At 70.7% G+C, this 17,214-nt stretch carries 17 protein-coding genes and 1 tRNA gene; 7 read left to right on the top strand and 11 right to left on the bottom strand.

What is annotated here, in order from left to right:
- Nucleotides 1-118: 118 nt before the first annotated feature.
- The 3 genes from galT to galK are packed head-to-tail and all read left to right on the top strand — an operon-like array spanning nucleotide 119 to nucleotide 3,323.
- Nucleotides 119-1,210, top strand: a complete 1,092-nt coding sequence (galT, locus tag ACWEEU_RS00595) for a galactose-1-phosphate uridylyltransferase (RefSeq protein WP_385751234.1) — start codon at nucleotides 119-121, stop codon at nucleotides 1,208-1,210.
- Complete coding sequence (gene galE, locus ACWEEU_RS00590) at nucleotides 1,207-2,169, top strand: UDP-glucose 4-epimerase GalE (RefSeq protein ID WP_451726973.1); 963 nt, start codon at nucleotides 1,207-1,209, stop codon at nucleotides 2,167-2,169. The genes galT and galE overlap by 4 nt, the downstream gene beginning before the upstream one ends.
- A complete protein-coding gene (gene galK, locus ACWEEU_RS00585; RefSeq protein ID WP_451726970.1) occupies nucleotides 2,169-3,323 on the top strand; it encodes a galactokinase in 1,155 nt (384 codons plus the stop codon). Before galE ends, galK begins: the two co-directional genes overlap by 1 nt.
- Nucleotides 3,324-3,332: 9 nt before the next feature.
- On the opposite strand, the gene ACWEEU_RS00580 is transcribed toward galK, so the two are convergent.
- Complete coding sequence (locus ACWEEU_RS00580) at nucleotides 3,333-3,785, bottom strand: GNAT family N-acetyltransferase (RefSeq protein ID WP_451726967.1); 453 nt, start codon at nucleotides 3,783-3,785, stop codon at nucleotides 3,333-3,335.
- Between the two features lie 267 nt (nucleotides 3,786-4,052).
- Here ACWEEU_RS00580 and ACWEEU_RS00575 point away from each other — a divergent pair, with 267 nt between their 5' ends.
- On the top strand, nucleotides 4,053-4,820 hold the full coding sequence (locus ACWEEU_RS00575; RefSeq protein ID WP_385748567.1) for a LuxR C-terminal-related transcriptional regulator: 768 nt from the start codon (nucleotides 4,053-4,055) through the stop codon (nucleotides 4,818-4,820).
- Here the strand turns inward: ACWEEU_RS00575 and tamR are convergent.
- The gene (tamR, locus tag ACWEEU_RS00570; protein ID WP_199585574.1) at nucleotides 4,779-5,276 is read right to left on the bottom strand and encodes a MarR family transcriptional regulator TamR; all 498 of its coding nucleotides are present in this window, start codon (nucleotides 5,274-5,276) and stop codon (nucleotides 4,779-4,781) included. The genes ACWEEU_RS00575 and tamR overlap by 42 nt on opposite strands.
- An 89-nt stretch (nucleotides 5,277-5,365) precedes the next feature.
- Here tamR and ACWEEU_RS00565 point away from each other — a divergent pair, with 89 nt between their 5' ends.
- Entirely contained in the window at nucleotides 5,366-6,178 is an 813-nt protein-coding gene (locus tag ACWEEU_RS00565) for a trans-aconitate 2-methyltransferase (protein WP_451726962.1), read from the top strand.
- 3 nt (nucleotides 6,179-6,181) lie between these two features.
- On the top strand, nucleotides 6,182-6,586 hold the full coding sequence (locus tag ACWEEU_RS00560) for a VOC family protein (protein ID WP_385748572.1): 405 nt from the start codon (nucleotides 6,182-6,184) through the stop codon (nucleotides 6,584-6,586).
- On the opposite strand, the gene ACWEEU_RS00555 is transcribed toward ACWEEU_RS00560, so the two are convergent.
- Nucleotides 6,583-7,260 carry a TetR family transcriptional regulator gene (locus tag ACWEEU_RS00555; RefSeq protein ID WP_385748575.1) on the bottom strand — a complete coding sequence of 226 codons (678 nt, stop codon included), beginning with the start codon at nucleotides 7,258-7,260 and terminating at the stop codon, nucleotides 6,583-6,585. The two genes, ACWEEU_RS00560 and ACWEEU_RS00555, sit on opposite strands and share 4 nt — an antisense overlap.
- On the bottom strand, nucleotides 7,257-8,252 hold the full coding sequence (locus ACWEEU_RS00550) for an acyl-CoA desaturase (RefSeq protein WP_385748577.1): 996 nt from the start codon (nucleotides 8,250-8,252) through the stop codon (nucleotides 7,257-7,259). Before ACWEEU_RS00550 ends, ACWEEU_RS00555 begins: the two co-directional genes overlap by 4 nt.
- A 309-nt stretch (nucleotides 8,253-8,561) precedes the next feature.
- On the opposite strand from ACWEEU_RS00550, the gene ppc reads away from it, so the two are divergent.
- Entirely contained in the window at nucleotides 8,562-11,294 is a 2,733-nt protein-coding gene (gene ppc, locus ACWEEU_RS00545; RefSeq protein ID WP_451726957.1) for a phosphoenolpyruvate carboxylase, read from the top strand.
- 76 nt (nucleotides 11,295-11,370) lie between these two features.
- Here the strand turns inward: ppc and ACWEEU_RS00540 are convergent, their stop codons facing one another.
- The 7 genes from ACWEEU_RS00540 to ACWEEU_RS00510 form a co-directional block, all read right to left on the bottom strand.
- Complete coding sequence (locus ACWEEU_RS00540) at nucleotides 11,371-11,865, bottom strand: hypothetical protein (protein ID WP_385748582.1); 495 nt, start codon at nucleotides 11,863-11,865, stop codon at nucleotides 11,371-11,373.
- Between the two features lie 63 nt (nucleotides 11,866-11,928).
- Nucleotides 11,929-12,525 (bottom strand): aminoacyl-tRNA hydrolase, encoded by a 597-nt coding sequence (gene pth, locus ACWEEU_RS00535; protein ID WP_385748584.1) that lies wholly within the window; start codon nucleotides 12,523-12,525, stop codon nucleotides 11,929-11,931.
- 101 nt (nucleotides 12,526-12,626) lie between these two features.
- On the bottom strand, nucleotides 12,627-13,223 hold the full coding sequence (locus tag ACWEEU_RS00530; RefSeq protein WP_385748587.1) for a 50S ribosomal protein L25/general stress protein Ctc: 597 nt from the start codon (nucleotides 13,221-13,223) through the stop codon (nucleotides 12,627-12,629).
- Between the two features lie 203 nt (nucleotides 13,224-13,426).
- On the bottom strand, nucleotides 13,427-14,407 hold the full coding sequence (locus ACWEEU_RS00525) for a ribose-phosphate diphosphokinase (RefSeq protein WP_385748590.1): 981 nt from the start codon (nucleotides 14,405-14,407) through the stop codon (nucleotides 13,427-13,429).
- A gap of 172 nt (nucleotides 14,408-14,579) precedes the next feature.
- Nucleotides 14,580-16,028 (bottom strand): bifunctional UDP-N-acetylglucosamine diphosphorylase/glucosamine-1-phosphate N-acetyltransferase GlmU, encoded by a 1,449-nt coding sequence (glmU, locus tag ACWEEU_RS00520; protein ID WP_385748593.1) that lies wholly within the window; start codon nucleotides 16,026-16,028, stop codon nucleotides 14,580-14,582.
- A 133-nt stretch (nucleotides 16,029-16,161) separates the two neighbouring features.
- Nucleotides 16,162-16,237, bottom strand: a tRNA-Gln gene (locus ACWEEU_RS00515).
- A 14-nt stretch (nucleotides 16,238-16,251) separates the two neighbouring features.
- Entirely contained in the window at nucleotides 16,252-17,121 is an 870-nt protein-coding gene (locus ACWEEU_RS00510) for a hypothetical protein (RefSeq protein ID WP_451726951.1), read from the bottom strand.
- Between the last annotated feature and the right edge of the window lie 93 nt (nucleotides 17,122-17,214).

The raw sequence follows: 17,214 nt of genomic DNA, 5'->3' as shown, positions 1-17,214 counted from the left end.
GGTGTTCTTTGTTTGATTGTGATCGTACGACCCGTTGTCGAGTTGTGGTTTGTTATGTTTGATTGTGTTGAGTGATTGGGTGAGGACGCCCTGCGGGATGTCGATCAAGGAGTCCGGCGTGAAGAAGACCCCGACGCGGCTGGCCGACGGGCGTGAGCTGATCTACTACGACCTGCGCGACGACACCGTGCGCGACGCGGTGGACCGGCGCCCGCTGGAGCCCACGGTCACCCGTTCCGAGATCCGCCGCGACCCGCTGCTCGGCGACTCGGTCGCCGTCGCCTCCCACCGCCAGGGCCGCACCTACCACCCCCCGGCCGACGAGTGCCCGCTGTGCCCGAGCCGCGGCGAGCGGCTGAGCGAGATCCCCGACTCCTCCTACGACGTGGTGGTCTTCGAGAACCGCTTCCCCTCGCTCGCCGGGGACTCCGGGCGCTGCGAGGTCGTCTGCTTCACCTCCGACCACGACGCGTCCTTCGCCGACCTCACCGAGGAACAGGCCCGGCTCGTGCTTGACGCATGGACCGACCGCACCGCCGAACTCGCGCGACTCCCCTCTGTGAAGCAGGTGTTCTGCTTCGAGAACCGGGGCGCCGAGATCGGGGTGACCCTCGGGCACCCCCACGGGCAGATCTACGCCTATCCGTTCACCACGCCCCGCACCGCGCTGATGCTCCGCTCCGTCGCCGCGCACAAGGAGGACAGCGGCGGGGAGAACCTCTTCGACGTCGTCCTCGCGCGTGAACTCGCCGGTGAGCGGGTCGTCCTGGAGAGTGAACACTGGGCGGCCTTCGTGCCGTACGCCGCGCACTGGCCGTACGAGGTCCACCTGTATCCCAAGCGCCGGGTGCCCGATCTGCTCGCGCTCGACGAGGACGCGCGCACGGAGTTCCCCCGGGTCTATCTGGAACTCTTGAGGCGCTTCGACCGGATCTTCGAGCGGGAGGAAGGGGAGGGCGCCGCGGGCGAGGGCGTGGGAGAGCCCCCGACGCCGTACATCGCCGCCTGGCACCAGGCGCCGTTCGGGCCGACCGGCGTGGACGGCGTGGAGCGCGAGGACTTCGCGCTGCACCTGGAGCTTTTCACCATCCGACGCACTTCCGGCAAGCTGAAGTTTCTCGCGGGTTCCGAGTCCGGCATGAACGTGTTCATCAACGACGTGCCGCCGGAGCGCGCGGCCGAGCGACTGCGAGAGGTAGCGAGTTCATGAAGTACCTGGTGACGGGTGGCGCGGGTTATGTCGGCAGCGTGATGGCCCGGCATCTGCTGGAGGCGGGGCACGAGGTCACCGTCCTCGACAACCTCTCCACCGGCTTCCGCGCGGGCGTCCCCGAGGGAGCCGCGTTCGTCGAGGGCGACATCCGCGACGCCGCCAAGTGGCTCGACTCCTCCTACGACGGTGTGCTGCACTTCGCCGCGTTCTCGCAGGTCGGCGAGTCGGTCGTGAAGCCCGAGAAGTACTGGGAGAACAACGTCGGCGGCACCATGGCGCTGCTCGCCGCGATGCGCGAGGCGGGCGTGCGCCGCCTGGTCTTCTCCTCCACCGCCGCGACCTACGGCGAGCCGGAGGAGGTCCCGATCCGGGAGTCCGCCCCGACCAGGCCCACCAACCCCTACGGCGCCTCCAAGCTCGCGGTCGACCACATGATCACCGGCGAGGCGGCGGCGCACGGACTCGCGGCGGTCTCGCTGCGCTACTTCAACGTGGCGGGCGCGTACGGCAGTTACGGCGAGCGGCACGACCCCGAGACCCATCTCATCCCGCTCGTCCTCCAGGTCGCCCAGGGACGCCGCGACGCCATCTCCGTCTACGGCGACGACTACCCGACCCCCGACGGCACCTGCGTACGCGACTACATCCACGTCGCCGACCTCGCCGAGGCCCACCTCCTCGCCCTCGACGCCGCCGAGACCGGCGAACACCTGATCTGCAACCTCGGCAACGGCAACGGCTTCTCCGTGCGCGAGGTCATCGAGACCGTCCGCGAGGTCACCGGGCACCCGGTCCCCGAGATCACCGCCCCGCGCCGGGCCGGCGATCCGGCGGTCCTGGTGGCGTCCGCCGAGACGGCACGCGCCACACTGGGCTGGAACCCTTCCCGCGCGGACCTCGCCGGGATCATCGCGGACGCCTGGCAGTTCGCGCGTCGGACGCACAAGGAGCAGTAGTGGGCGCAGAGTCGGTCCGGGAACGCTTCGCCGAGCTGTACGGAGCCGAGCCGGAGGGGGTGTGGGCGGCGCCGGGCCGGGTGAACCTGATCGGCGAACACACCGACTACAACGACGGCTTCGTGATGCCGTTCGCACTTCCCCACCAGGTGACGGCGGCGGTCTCGCGCCGCTCGGACGGCGTGCTGCGGCTGCACTCGGCGGACGTCGAGGGCGGCCCCGTCGAGCTGCGCCTCGACACCCTGGAGCCGGGCACGGACCACGACTGGACGGCGTACCCGGCGGGCGTCGTCTGGGCGTTGCGCGAGGCGGGCCACGCCCTGACCGGCGCGGACATCCATCTGTCCTCCACGGTGCCGACCGGCGCGGGTCTGTCCTCCTCGGCGGCCCTGGAGATCGTCGTCGCCCTCGCCCTGAACGACCTCCACGAACTCGGCCTGCCCCGCTGGCGGTTGGCCCGCCTGTGCCAGCGCGCCGAGAACGTCTACGTCGGCGCCCCCACCGGCATCATGGACCAGACCGCCTCCGCCTGCTGCGAGGAGGGCCACGCCCTCTTCCTCGACACCCGCGACCTCTCCCAGCGCCAGATCCCCTTCGACCTCGCCGCCGAGGGCCTGCGCCTCCTGGTCATCGACACCCAGGTCAAGCACGCCCACAGCAGCGGCGAGTACGGCAAGCGCCGCGCGGGCTGCGAGAAGGGCGCGGCGCTGCTGGGGGTGGACGCGCTGCGGGACGTTCCGTACGCCGACCTGGACGCGGCCCTGTCGGACCTCGGCGACGAGGAGGAAGTCCGCCGACTGGTCCGCCATGTCGTCACGGAGGACCACCGAGTGGAACGGGTGGTGGAGTTGCTGACGGAGGGCAACGTCCGCGACATCGGTCCCCTCCTCACCGAGGGCCACGCCTCCCTCCGCGACGACTTCCGCATCTCCTGCCCCGAGCTGGACCTCGCCGTCGACACGTCCTTGTCAGCGGGAGCCCTCGGCGCCCGCATGACCGGCGGCGGCTTCGGCGGCTCCGCCATCGCCCTGGTGGACGCCTCCTCGGTGGACACCATCACCAAGGCGACCGAGGAAGCCTTCGCGAACGCCGGCCACCCGACCCCCCGCGTCTTCGAAGCGGTCCCGTCCCCGGGGGCCCGCCGCCTGCTCTGAGCGGCCCGCTCACCCCAGCTTTTTCGTCAGTGTGTACTCCGTGACCCCCGGTGGGTAGTCCGGGATCTCGCAGACGATGCCGTAGCCCTGTTTGCGGTAGAAGGCGGGGGCCTGGAAGTCCCAGGTCTCGACGCGGGCGGCGGTGCAGGCGCGGTGGAGGGCGAGGTATTCGGCCTCGGTGAGGAGGCGGGTGCCGAGGCCGGTGCCCCGATGGGGGGTGTCGACCCAGAGGTGGGTGATGTGGAGCCAGCCGGCCCAGGTGTGGGCCACCAGGCCGCCGGACAGCTGGCCCGCGTCGTCCAACGCCCAGACGTGGAGCGGGGTTTCCCGCGCACCGGGGGTGCCGCGCAGGGCGGCCAGGACGGGGGAGGCAGCTGTGTTGGTGTCCCGTAGCCGCGCCCGCAGCAGAGCACGTCGGTCCTTGTCGACTTCCGTCTCGATACGAAACATGCGGCACACCATAAACGCGCAGCCCGGTCAGTTCCGCCAATTCGCCCGCCCCCGACGACCCCCGCCCGTACGCTGAGAAGCGGTGCCGGTGGGGGCCGGTGCCGATTCAGGGGGCGAGACAGGCGGGTACGGCACCCGCGAGGGGGGTAGCACTGTCCGCGACGGCTGGGGCCGCGCGGTCGGTGGCCCCTTCGCGGGTGCCGTGACCGCGAGCCGTCGTCGTTCTCCCAACCTGGGGTCTCCCCCGCTCCCACGCGGAGCCTGGGGATAGGGGGTTACGTGGTTCGCATCCGAGTCCTGGTCGTCGACGATCACCGCATCTTCGCCGAGTCGCTCGCCGCCGCGCTCGCCGCGGAGCCGGACGTCGACGTCTTCGCCGCCGGCAGCGGTCCGGCGGCGCTGCGCTGCCTGGAGCGGGCCGCCGCCGAGGGCCGCAGGTACGACGTCCTGCTGGTCGACGCCGACCTGGGCAGGACCCTGCCGGCCGGCCGCGCGGCCATCCCCGTGCAACTGGGCGACGCCGAGGGACCGGTGGACGGGATCTCCCTGGTCGCCGGGGTCCGCACCGCTCAGCCGGGCGTGCGCTGCGTGGTCCTCGCGGAGAGGGACGAGCCCCGCCGGGCCGCCCTCGCGCTCCAGGCGGGCGCCTGCGGCTGGGTCGCCAAGGACTGCTCGCTGTCCCGGCTGCTCACCGTCATCCGGGGTGTCCTGCGCGACGAGACGCATCTGCCGCCCGCGTTGCTCACCGGCGTCCTCAAGGAACTCACCGCCGCACGCAAGCACCGCAGCGAGAGCGAGCGACTGGTGGAGTCGCTGACCCCGCGCGAGCGGGAGGTGCTGCGCTGCATGGTCGCGGGGCTCGGCCGCAAGGCGGTCGCGGAGCGGCTGTTCCTCTCCCCGCACACCGTGCGCACCCATATGCAGAACGTCCTCGGCAAACTCGGCGTCCACTCCACCCTCGCCGCCGTGGCGCTCGCCCGCAGGGCAGGGGTGGGTCCGGTGGACCTAGCCGGGGACGTTGTCGAACGGGGCGGTCAACTGGCGTAGCAGCCCCGCCAGTTCGGAGCGCTGCGCGGTGGACAGCTCGCCCAGGATCGCCCGCTCCTGCGCCAGCAGCCCGGCCAGCGCCTCGTCGGCCCGGTCGCGCCCGGTGTCGGTCAGCCGCACCAGCACGCCCCGCCGGTCGCTCGGGTCGGGCAGCCGCTCGACCAGGCCCTTCTTGGCGAGCCGGTCGATCCGGTTGGTCATCGTGCCCGAGGTGACCAGCGTCTGGGTGAGCAACTGGCCGGGGGAGAGCTGGTACGGCGTCCCGGCGCGCCTGAGCGCGGTCAGCACGTCGAACTCCCAGGGCTCCAGCTGATGCTCGGCGAAGGCGAGCCGCCGCGCGCGGTCCAGGTGCCGGGCCAGCCTGCTCACCCGGCTCAGTACTTCCAGCGGCTCCACGTCGAGGTCCGGGCGCTCCCGGCGCCACGCTGCGACCAGCCGATCGACCTCGTCCTCCATGGAGATCAGTGTAGTGGTTGTGTCGACATGAAGTCTCTTGATGTCGAGTGTCTTGACATCGAGAGATCGGCGGCGCCACGCTGGACCACATGACGACGCCGCACTGGAATCCCGCCCAGTACCTCCGCCACGCCGGTCACCGCCTGCGCCCCTTCACCGACCTCGTCGCCCGCGTCCCCGACCCGCCGGGCGCCCGCCCGCGTGTCGCCGACCTCGGCTGCGGCCCCGGCAACGCCACCGCCCTGCTGGCCGCCCGCTGGCCCGCCGCGCACATCACCGGCTACGACAACTCGCCCGAGATGCTCGACCGCGCCCACACCGAGCACGAGGGCCCCACCGAGGGCGGCGGCCGTCTGGACTTCGCCCCCGCCGACGCCCGCACCTGGACCCCGGACGAGCCCTGCGACGTGATCGTCTCCAACGCCACCCTCCAGTGGGTGCCGGGCCATCTCGACCGCTTCGCCGACTGGACCTCCGCCCTGAACCCCGGCGGCACCTTCGCCTTCCAGGTCCCCGACAACACCGACGCCCCGCTGCACACCCTCATGCGGGAACTCGCGGACACCCCGCGCTGGAAGTCCCGCCTCGCCGGTGTACTGCGCCGCCCGGACTCCGTGCACACCCCCGGCGTCTACCTCGACCGCCTCGCCCGCCTCGGTCTGGCCGCCGACGTGTGGCAGACGACGTACCAGCACGTCCTCACCGGTCGGGACCCGGTGCTCGACTGGGTCAAGGGCACCGGCCTGCGCCCCGCCCTGACCGCGCTCGCCGACGATCCCGAGGCGCGGGACGCCTTCCTCGCCGAGTACCGCGACCTGCTGCGCACGGCCTACCCGAGCGCGCCGTACGGGACCCTGCTGCCCTTCCGCCGTCTCTTCGCCGTCGCCGTCCGGGAGGCGTGAGCCGTGCTCGTCGCCGTCGACCACGTCCAGCTCGCCGCCCCCGCGGGGAGCGAGGACGTGCTGCGCGCCTTCTACACCGGCGCCCTCGGCATGACCGAGGTCGCCAAGCCCCCGGTGCTCGCCGCGCGCGGTGGCTGCTGGTTCCAGGCGGCCGGGGTACAGCTCCATCTGGGCGTCGAGGACGACTTTCGCCCCGCCCGCAAGGCCCACCCCGGGCTCCGGGTCCGGGACATCGAGGCGTACGCCGCCCGGCTCACCGCCCACGGCGCCCCCGTGACCTGGGACGGCGACCTCCCCGGCCACCGCCGCTTCTACACCGAGGACCCGGTCGGCAACCGCCTGGAGTTCCTGGAGCCGACAGCAGCGACGGCGCCGACAGCGCCCGTGCTCCCGCAGGAAAGACGCTAGTTCTTCCGGTGCCCTATCAGCCGCGGCTTCTGCTCGAGCCCGTCCAGGCCGTGCCACGCCAGGTTCACCAGATGCGCCGCGACCTCCGCCTTCTTCGGGCGGCGCACGTCCAGCCACCACTGCCCGGTCAGCGCGACCATCCCGACCAGCGCCTGCGCGTAGAGCGGGGCCAGCTTGGAGTCGAAGCCGCGGCTCTTGAACTCGCGGCCCAGGATGTCCTCCACCTGGGTCGCGATGTCCGAGATGAGCGAGGCGAAGGTGCCGGTGGACTGCGGGATGGGCGAGTCGCGCACGAGGATGCGGAAACCGTCCGTGTACTCCTCGATGTAGTCCAGCAGCGCGAAGGCCGCCTGCTCGCACAGCTCGCGGGGATGCCCCGCCGTCAGCGAGCCGGTCACCATGTCGAGCAGCCGCCGCATCTCGCGGTCGACCACCACCGCGTACAGCCCCTCCTTGCCGCCGAAGTGCTCGTACACCACCGGCTTGGACACCCCGGCCTTCGCCGCGATCTCCTCCACCGACGTGCCCTCGAAGCCCTTCGCCGCGAAGAGGGTGCGACCGATCTCCAGCAACTGCTGGCGGCGCTCGGCACCGGTCATACGGGTCCGGCGTGCCCGCCGCTGCTTGTCGTTGCCCTGGATGCTGCTGGAGTCGGTCGCCACGCCGTCAATCATGCCGCCTCGGCGCCGGCCTTCCCGCGCGGGGAGGAGTCCGCACCGTCGCTGCGGCGCGAATCGATACGCGAGCGTGACGGCCAGCGCACGTCGTACGCCCAGCCGAGCTTCTCGCACCAGCGGATGATCCGGGCCGAGGAGTCGATCTGGCCGCGCTCCACACCGTGCCGCGCCGCCGTCGGGTCCGCGTGGTGCAGGTTGTGCCAGGACTCGCCGCAGGACAGGATCGCCAGCCACCACACGTTGCCCGAGCGGTCGCGCGACTTGAACGGCCGCTTGCCCACCGCGTGACAGATCGAGTTGATGGACCAGGTCACGTGGTGCAGCAGGGCCACCCGGATGAGTGAACCCCAGAAGAAGCCGGTGAAGGCACCCCACCAGGACATCGTGACCAGGCCGCCGATCAGCGGCGGCAGCGCCAGCGAGATCGCCGTCCACATCACGAACTGCCGGGAGATCGTCCGGATGGCCCGGTCCTTGATCAGGTCCGGCGCGAACTTGTCCTGCGGGGTCTGCTCCTCGTCGAACATCCAGGCGATGTGGGCCCACCACAGGCCCTTCATCAGCGCCGGGAGCGTCTCGCCGTAGCGCCAGGGCGAGTGGGGGTCGCCCTCGGCGTCGGAGAACTTGTGGTGCCTGCGGTGGTCGGCCACCCAGCGCACGATCGGGCCCTCGACCGCCATCGAACCCATGATCGCCAGGGCGATCCGCAGGGGCCGCTTGGCCTTGAACGAGCCATGGGTGAAGTACCGGTGGAAACCGATGGTGATGCCGTGGCAGCCGATGAAGTAGAAGAGCGCCAGCAGGCCCAGATCGAGCCAGCTCACTCCCCAGCCCCAGGCCAGCGGCACCGCTGCCACCAGGGCCAGGAACGGCACCACGATGAACACGAGCAGGGCGATCTGCTCGATCGAGCGCTTCTTCTCGCCGCCCAGCGTGGCGAGGGAGGCATCGGGTGAGGCTTCGTCGATCACATCGGAACTTGAGGTCATGCGCGTCCCCTGTGGGGTCGAGGGTCGGGGCAGGTGCCGGGCCGCCGGGACCGGACGGGAATGAAGGGGGTCCTTCCCTACGGTTCCGTAACCTACGGCGTCGTAAGTATGGCAGCGAGTCGGGGTGCGGCAAGGGCCCCCAACCCTGCGCGTCCCGGTGGACACCTATCCTTGGAAGCGGTCGGACAGCGCCGTCCGCTCTGTTTACTTCCCGGACGATCCAGGCCGTATGCGACGTTTTGCGCCGCGATGGATGGATGACCCGGGTTCCCTCCCAGTTGAGCTTCAACACTGCAAGGAGCCGCACCTGTGAGCAGTGCCGACGACCAGACCACCACGGCCGGCAGCGAGCTGCGCGCCGACATCCGGCGCCTGGGCGACCTGCTGGGCGAGACCCTCGTACGGCAGGAGGGTCCCGAACTCCTGGAACTGGTCGAGAAGGTCCGCCGCCTGACCCGCGAGGACGGGGAGGCCGCCGCCGAGCTGCTGCGCGGCACCGAACTGGAGACCGCCGCCAAGCTCGTCCGCGCCTTCTCCACCTACTTCCACCTCGCCAACGTCACCGAGCAGGTGCACCGCGGCCGCGAGCTGCGCGCCCGCCGCGCCGCCGAGGGCGGCCTCATCGCCCGCACCGCCGACCGCCTCAAGGACGCCGACCCCGAGCACGTCCGCGAGACCGTCCGCAACCTCAACGTCCGGCCCGTCTTCACCGCGCACCCCACCGAGGCCGCCCGGCGCTCCGTGCTCAACAAGCTCCGGCGCGTCGCGGAACTCCTGGACACCCCCGTCCTCGACTCCGACCGCCGCCGCCACGACGTGCGCCTCGCCGAGAACATCGACCTCGTCTGGCAGACCGACGAACTGCGCGTGGTGCGCCCCGAGCCCACCGACGAGGCCCGCAACGCCATCTACTACCTGGACGAACTCCACGCCCACGCCGTCGGTGACGTCCTGGAGGACCTCACCGCCGAGCTGGAGCGCGTCGGCGTCCAGCTGCCCGACGACACCCGGCCGCTCACCTTCGGCACCTGGATCGGCGGCGACCGCGACGGCAACCCCAACGTCACCCCCCAGGTCACCTGGGACGTCCTCATCCTCCAGCACGAGCACGGCATCAACGACGCCCTGGAGATGATCGACGAGCTGCGCGGACTGCTCTCCAACTCCATCCGCTACACCGGCGCCACCGAGGAACTCCTCACCTCCCTCGACGCCGACCTGGATCGCCTGCCGGAGATCAGCCCCCGCTACAAGCGCCTCAACGCCGAGGAGCCCTACCGGCTCAAGGCCACCGCGATCCGCCAGAAGCTGGAGAACACCAAGCAGCGCCTGGCCCGCAACACCCCCCACCAGGAGGGCCGCGACTACCTCGGCACCGCCGAGCTCCTCGACGACCTGCGGATCATCCAGACCTCCCTGCGCGTGCACCGCGGCACCCTCTTCGCCGACGGCCGCCTCGCCCGCGTCATCCGCACCCTGGCCGCCTTCGGCCTCCAGCTCGCCACCATGGACGTCCGCGAGCACGCCGACGCCCACCACCACGCCCTCGGGCAGCTCTTCGACCGCCTCGGCGAGGAGTCCTGGCGCTACGCCGACATGCCCCGCGACTACCGCGCCAAGCTCCTGGCCAAGGAACTGCGCTCGCGCCGCCCGCTCGCCCCGAGCCCGGCGCCCGTCGACGCGGCCGCCGCCAAGACCCTCGGCGTCTTCCAGACCGTCAAGCGCGCCCTGGAGGTCTTCGGACCCGAGGTCATCGAGTCGTACATCATCTCCATGTGCCAGGGCGCCGACGACGTCTTCGCCGCGACCGTGCTGGCCCGCGAGGCCGGACTGCTCGACCTGCACGCCGGCTGGGCGAAGATCGGCATCGTGCCGCTCCTGGAGACCACCGACGAGCTGAAGGCCGCCGACACCATCCTGGAGGACATGCTCTCCGACCCCTCCTACCGGCGCCTGGTCGCGCTGCGCGGAGACGTCCAGGAGGTCATGCTCGGCTACTCCGACTCCTCCAAGTTCGGCGGCATCACCACCAGCCAGTGGGAGATCCACCGCGCCCAGCGCCGGCTGCGCGACGTCGCCCACCGCTACGGCGTCCGGCTGCGCCTCTTCCACGGCCGCGGCGGCACCGTCGGCCGCGGCGGCGGCCCCTCGCACGACGCGATCCTCGCCCAGCCCTGGGGCACCCTGGAGGGCGAGATCAAGGTCACCGAGCAGGGCGAGGTCATCTCCGACAAGTACCTGATCCCCTCCCTCGCCCGGGAGAACCTGGAACTGACGGTCGCCGCCACCCTCCAGGCGTCCGCCCTGCACACCGCCCCCCGCCAGTCCGACGAGGCGCTCGCCCGCTGGGACGCTGCCATGGACGTCGTCTCCGACGCCGCCCACGCCGCCTACCGCCGGCTCGTCGAGGACCCCGACCTGCCGACGTACTTCCTCGCCTCCACCCCGGTCGACCAGCTCGCCGACCTGCACCTGGGCTCGCGACCCTCCCGCCGCCCCGGCTCGGGCGTCTCGCTCGACGGACTGCGCGCCATCCCCTGGGTGTTCGGCTGGACCCAGTCCCGGCAGATCGTCCCCGGCTGGTTCGGCGTCGGCTCCGGCCTCAAGGCCCTGCGCGAGGCGGGCCTGGACACCGTGCTCGACGAGATGCACGAACAGTGGCACTTCTTCCGCAACTTCATCTCCAACGTGGAGATGACCCTCGCCAAGACCGACCTGCGGATCGCCCAGCACTACGTCGACACCCTCGTCCCCGACGAGCTGAAGCACGTCTTCGACACCATCCGCGCCGAGCACGACCTCACCGTCGCCGAGATCCTGCGCGTCACCGGCGAGAAGGAACTCCTCGCCGCCCAGCCCGTCCTCAAGCAGACCTTCGCCATCCGCGACGCCTACCTGGACCCGATCTCCTACCTCCAGGTCGCCCTGCTCAAGCGCCAGCGCGACGCGGTCGCCGAGGGCACCGAACCCGACCCGCTCCTGGCCCGCGCCCTGCTCCTGACCGTCAACGGCGTGGCGGCGGGCCTGCGCAACACCGGCTGACCCGCTGGGTCGCACCACACGACGACGCCCCCGGCAGCCGCGAGGCTCCGGGGGCGCCGTCCGTTGCGGGAAAGGCTCACTGCGCCGTCACGAACGCCCCCGTCAGCAGCACCACGCCCAGCACCCCCAGCACCCAGCCGGTCCGCGTCAGCCGCATCCCGCCCGCCACCACCACCGAGGCCAGCACCAGCGCCCCGCCCAGCGGCAGCCAGGCGAACAGCGTCCCCGCCAGACCCGAGCGCACCACCACGTCCGTACCGGGCTCCACCGTCACGTCGTAGGACCGGCCCTCCCGCACCGCGACGGTCCTCGCCAGCACCACCCGGTCCCGGCGCACCGCACCGGCGGACGTCGGCGAGAACGGGCCCGTACAGCGGTCGCCGGAACAGTCCGTCACCCGCATCGTGCCGTGCTCACGGCCCTTGGGCAGCATCACGTGCTGCGCGGTGCCCCAGGAACCCCACGCCCCGGCGAAGAGGATCAGCGCGGCACACACGCCCATCAGCACGGCCCGCCCCACCCCCAACGCGGTCACGGAAGCCCGGCGTACGGAACTGGCTCTGGCAGGCATGGCCGGGATCATTGGCCATACCCCTACGACCGGTCAACTCCGGCGCGGAGCACTCCCGACAAGTCAGGAGTTGTACGCCGACTGCGCCCGCTCCAGACCCTCCGTCACCAACGACTCCACCGCGTCCGCCGCCCGGTCCACGAACCAGTCCAGCTCCTTGCGCTCGGCGGACGAGAAGTCCTTCAGCACGAAGTCCGCCACCTGCATCCGCCCCGGCGGCCGGCCGATCCCGCACCGCACCCGGTGATAGTCGGCACCCATCGCCTTCGTCATCGACTTCAGACCGTTGTGCCCGTTGTCCCCGCCGCCCAGCTTCAGCCGCAGCGTCGCGTAGTCGATGTCCAGTTCGTCGTGCACGGCCACGAGGTGATCGACCGGCACCTTGTAGAAGTCCCGCAGCGCGTTCACCGGGCCGCCCGACAGATTCATGAACGACATCGGCTTCGCCAGGATCACCCGGCGGCTGCCCGGACCCGCGGGACCGATCCGGCCCTCCAGCACCTGCGCCTGTGCCTTCGACGCCCGCTTGAACTTCCCGCCGATCCGCTCCGCGAGCAGATCCACCACCATGAAACCGACGTTGTGCCGGTTCATCGCGTACTCAGGACCCGGATTGCCGAGCCCGACGACCAGCCAGGGGGCACTCTCGGACGTGCTCACGTCCCAGTCTCCTCACGTGCGACAGCCGCTGCTCCCCCAAGGGAAGCAGCGGCTGGAGCGAAAACGGCTGCCGCCACGGACGCGGCGGCAGAACCGGGGCCTTACGCCTCGGCGGCCTCGTCACCCTCGGCGGCCTCGGCCTCCGGGGCCTCCTCGGCCTGGGCGGCCAGGACCTGCAGGACGACGGCGTCGTCCTCGACGGCCAGCGAGACACCGGCCGGCAGCTTGATGTCCTTGGCGTGGACCGAGGCACCGGCCTCCAGGCCCTCGACGGAGACCGTCACGGACTCGGGGATGTGCGTGGCCTCGGCCTCGACCGGCAGGGCGTTCAGCACGTGCTCGAGCAGGTTGCCGCCCGGGGCCAGCTCGCCCTCGGCGACGACCGGGACCTCGACGGTGACCTTCTCGCCGCGCTTGACCAGCAGCAGGTCGACGTGCTCCAGGAAGCCCTTAATGGCGTCGCGCTGGACGGCCTTCGGGATCGCCAGCTCGTTGGTCTTGCCGTCGATGTCCAGGGCGATCAGGACGTTCGGCGTACGCAGCGCGAGGAGCAGCTCGTGGCCCGGGAGGGTCAGGTGCAGCGGCTCGGAACCGTGGCCGTAGAGGACACCGGGAACCTTGTTGTCACGGCGGATGCGACGGGCCGCACCCTTGCCGAACTCGGTGCGGGTCTCGGCGGCGATCTTCACCTCGGACATGTGAATCACTCCTCGTAGAGGTTGTAGGGACGGTCACCCGGCCACGAACGGCCTGCTACGAAGAGCGCGTCGATAACGGACAGCCACCTCGTGAGAACACGAGTGCGGCCTCCCTCGCCGAGCAACTGTCGCAGTCTACTCGGCAGGGGAGGCCGCACCCAAAAGGATCTTCAGCTAGCCCGCGGAACCGGCCAGCAGAAACCTCACTGCTCGTCGAAGAGACTCGTCACCGAGCCGTCCTCGAAGACCTCACGCACCGCGTTCGCGATCGTCGGAGCGATCGACAGCACCTTGATCTTCTCCAGGTCCGCCGCCAGCTCACCCGGCGTCGGCAGCGTGTTCGTGAACACGAACTCGCTCACCCGCGAGTTCTTCAGCCGGTCCACCGCCGGACCCGACAGCACACCGTGCGTCGCCGTCACGATCACGTCCTCCGCGCCGTGCGCGAAGAGCGCGTCCGCCGCCGCGCAGATCGTGCCGCCCGTGTCGATCATGTCGTCGACCAGCACGCACACCCGGCCCTCGACCTCACCCACGACCTCGTGGACGGTGACCTGGTTCGCCACGTCCTTGTCCCGGCGCTTGTGCACGATCGCCAGCGGCGCGCCCAGCCGGTCGCACCACCGGTCCGCCACCCGCACCCGGCCCGCGTCCGGCGAGACCACCGTCAGCTTGTTCCGGTCCACCTTGTCGCCCACGTAGTCCGCCAGCAGCGGCAGCGCGAACAGGTGGTCCACCGGACCGTCGAAGAAGCCCTGGATCTGGTCCGTGTGCAGATCCACCGTCAGGATGCGGTCCGCACCCGCCGTCTTCATCAGATCCGCGATGAGACGCGCCGAGATCGGCTCACGGCCACGGTGCTTCTTGTCCTGGCGGGCGTAACCGTAGAACGGCACGATCACCGTGATGGAGCGGGCCGACGCGCGCTTCAGCGCGTCGATCATGATGAGCTGCTCCATGATCCACTTGTTGATCGGAGCCGTGTGGCTCTGGATCAGGAAGCAGTCGGCGCCACGCGCCGACTCCTGATAACGGACGTAGATCTCACCGTTGGCGAAGTCGAAAGCCTTCGTCGGGACGACCCCCACACCGAGTTCGCGGGCGACCTCCTCGGCAAGCTCGGGGTGGGCGCGGCCGGAGAAGAACATCATCTTCTTCTCGCCGGTCGTCTTGATCCCGGTCACAGCACTGTCTCCTCAGAGGTGTGTCGGCCAGCCTCGGCCAAGCGGCCTCTCGGCTGGGCACGAGAGGGCCGAATTAGCTGGTAGGGGGTGCGGTTGTGCACTTATCACGGTACGCCGTGTTTGACGCACTCGTGTCCGGACGGGGTCCGGACGAGCCCTGCCGGGGCCCGCCTCAGCCCTCGTCCCCGGCCGGACCGGATGCCGCCCCGGCCGCCTTCGCCGCCGCGCTCCCGGGCCGCTTACGGGCCACCCAGCCCTCGATATTGCGCTGCTGGCCGCGCGCCACGGCCAGCGAACCCGGGGGCACATCCTTGATGATCACGGACCCGGCGGCGGTGTACGCACCGTCCCCGACCGTGACAGGCGCCACAAACATGTTGTCCGCACCCGTCCGGCAATGCGAGCCGATCACCGAGTGGTGCTTGTCCTGACCGTCGTAGTTCACGAACACGCTCGCCGCCCCGATGTTCGTGAAATCACCGATCGTCGCGTCCCCCACGTACGACAGATGCGGAACCTTCGTCCCCTCACCGATCGACGCGTTCTTCGTCTCCACGTACGTCCCGATCTTGGACTTCACGCCGAGACGCGTCCCCGGCCGCAGATACGCGAACGGACCCACCGACGCGCCCTCCCCGACCCGCGCACCGTCCGACACCGTGTTGTCCAGCCGCGCGCCCGCACCCACCCGCGTGTCGTGCAGCCGGCTGTTCGGACCGACCTCCGCGCCCTCGCCGACATGCGTCGCACCGGTGAGCTGCGTCCCCGGGTGCACCAGCGCGTCCCGGCCGAACGTGACCGTCACGTCCACCCACGTCGTCGCCGGGTCCACCACCGTCACACCGTCCAGCATCGCGGCCGTCAGCAGACGGTCGTTCAGCGTCCGGCGAGCCTCCGCCAACTGCACCCGGTTGTTGATCCCGGCGATCTCCCGGTGATCGGCGGCCACCGACGCGCCCACCCGGTGCCCCGCCTCCCGCAGGATGCCGAGCACGTCCGTCAGGTACTCCTCGCCCTGGCTGTTGTCGGTGCGCACCTGCTTCAGCGCGTCCGCCAGCAGCCGCCCGTCGAACGCGAACACACCGCTGTTGATCTCCCGGACCGCCCGCTGCGCCTCCGTCGCGTCCTTGTGCTCCACGATCGCCGTCACCGCGCCGGTCGCCTCGTCCCGCACGATCCGGCCGTACCCGGTCGCGTCCGGCACCTCGGCGGTCAGCACGGTCACCGCGTTGCCGTCGGCGTGGTGCGTGCCGGCCAGGTCCCGCAGCGTGTCCGCCGTCAGCAACGGGGTGTCACCGCACACGACGACGACGGTGCCCTCCAGCGGGCCGCCCAGCTCCTCCAGCGCCATCCGCACCGCGTGACCGGTGCCGTTCTGCGTCTCCTGCACGGCGGTGCGGACGCCGGGGTCGATCTCCGCCAGGTGCGCGGCGACCTGCTCACGGGCGTGGCCCACGACGACGACGAGGTGCTCCGGGTCCAGCTCACGGGAGGCGGCCAGCACATGACCGACCAGGGACCGGCCGCAGATCTCGTGCAGCACCTTCGGTGTGGCGGACTTCATACGGGTGCCCTCACCCGCTGCGAGAACGACGACGGCTGCCGGGCGAATGGCGCTCACGGGGTTGCCTTTCGGCTCATGAAGGGTGTGGGGGGTGACGAGCGCAGGATACCGGGGTGAATTCCGGGGGACATGAGAGCGGGTCCCGCCGGGGGGATGCCGGTCGGGACCCGAACTGAGATCTGGTGTGCTGTGGCTCCCCCGCAAGGATTCGAACCTTGTCCTACTAGATCCAAAATCTAGTGTGCTGCCAGTTACACCACGGGGGACAGCGCTTCAGACCTTACCCGAGGCGTGCCCGCGCCTGGGTCACGATTCCACCCCACCAGCCCTCAATGCGGTTGTACAGATGCCCGCTTCGGGCGACTGTCACCACCAGGCACCCGTGATAGGTCTCGCCCGTGTTCTTGCGGACCGTCCGCGGGTTGTGCTTCTTCAGGGTCGGCTTGGCGAAGACGGACACGTCGACGCCGGCCACCTCGGCCCAGAAGCGGTGGGCGGCCGGGATGTCCGCCGACTCGTGGATGAGCACGCGGTAGCCCCGGCGCTCACGGTCGACGTCGAGGAGGTCCAGCCAGGCGAGATAAGTCTGGATCACTCCCGGGTCGCTGTTGACGAAGACCGCGCGCTCGCGCCGGTCGTACGGCTTGCTCTTCGCGCCCTCCGCCCAGTAGAGCGCCACACCCGCCACGAACAGCTCGCGGTCCGTGAGCCCGGCGACGTCCCGCACGGCCGAGTTCCGGGACTCCTCGCGCTTCGACCGCTCGACCGCCCGGGAGCGCGCCAGGCCATCGCGCATCAGCGCCTGCTGTTCCTCCGGGGTGTAGCGGGGACTCGGCTTCGGCAGGTCCCGCACCCACAGGGACACCGAGCTTCTGGAGCAGCCCAGCTCCAACTGGATCCGGTCGTACGTGAACCCCTGCCGCCTCAGTTCCCGGGCCCGCTCGCGCATCTCGTCCTTCGCGTTCGGGCGTTTCGTCCAGTCCGGGGCCGGTTCCCCGTGGACGAGGCGGTTGAGGAGGTCGTTGTTGAAGACTTTCAGTTCGTCGCGGATCTGCCGGAGGCTGAGCCCCGCGCGGCGGAGGGCGAGTGCTCGCTCCCGCAACGCGTCGAAGTCCGCGCGCCGTCCGTCGTTGCCTGGTGAATGTGCCATGTGCATACCGTCCGGGTGGAACGGGTAGGTCCGGTGGTGATGAGCCGGGGTTCAGCAGTTCGAGCGATTTCAGACGGTTTCGAGGACATTCGA

The organism is Streptomyces sp. NPDC005004, assembly GCF_053600675.1.
This window is presented reverse-complemented; position numbering and strand designations above follow the sequence as displayed.

Excerpts from the sequence above, each read along its gene's own strand:
- galE (WP_451726973.1), top strand. The coding sequence starts at position 1,207 with ATGAAGTACCTGGTGACGGGTGGCGCGGGTTATGTCGGCAGCGTGATG.
- ACWEEU_RS00580 (WP_451726967.1), bottom strand. The coding sequence starts at position 3,785 with ATGGTGTGCCGCATGTTTCGTATCGAGACGGAAGTCGACAAGGACCGA.
- tamR (WP_199585574.1), bottom strand. The coding sequence starts at position 5,276 with ATGGAGGACGAGGTCGATCGGCTGGTCGCAGCGTGGCGCCGGGAGCGC.
- ACWEEU_RS00565 (WP_451726962.1), top strand. The coding sequence starts at position 5,366 with ATGACGACGCCGCACTGGAATCCCGCCCAGTACCTCCGCCACGCCGGT.
- ACWEEU_RS00555 (WP_385748575.1), bottom strand. The coding sequence starts at position 7,260 with ATGATTGACGGCGTGGCGACCGACTCCAGCAGCATCCAGGGCAACGAC.
- ACWEEU_RS00550 (WP_385748577.1), bottom strand. The coding sequence starts at position 8,252 with ATGACCTCAAGTTCCGATGTGATCGACGAAGCCTCACCCGATGCCTCC.
- ACWEEU_RS00540 (WP_385748582.1), bottom strand. The coding sequence starts at position 11,865 with ATGCCTGCCAGAGCCAGTTCCGTACGCCGGGCTTCCGTGACCGCGTTG.
- ACWEEU_RS00530 (WP_385748587.1), bottom strand. The coding sequence starts at position 13,223 with ATGTCCGAGGTGAAGATCGCCGCCGAGACCCGCACCGAGTTCGGCAAG.
- ACWEEU_RS00510 (WP_451726951.1), bottom strand. The coding sequence starts at position 17,121 with ATGGCACATTCACCAGGCAACGACGGACGGCGCGCGGACTTCGACGCG.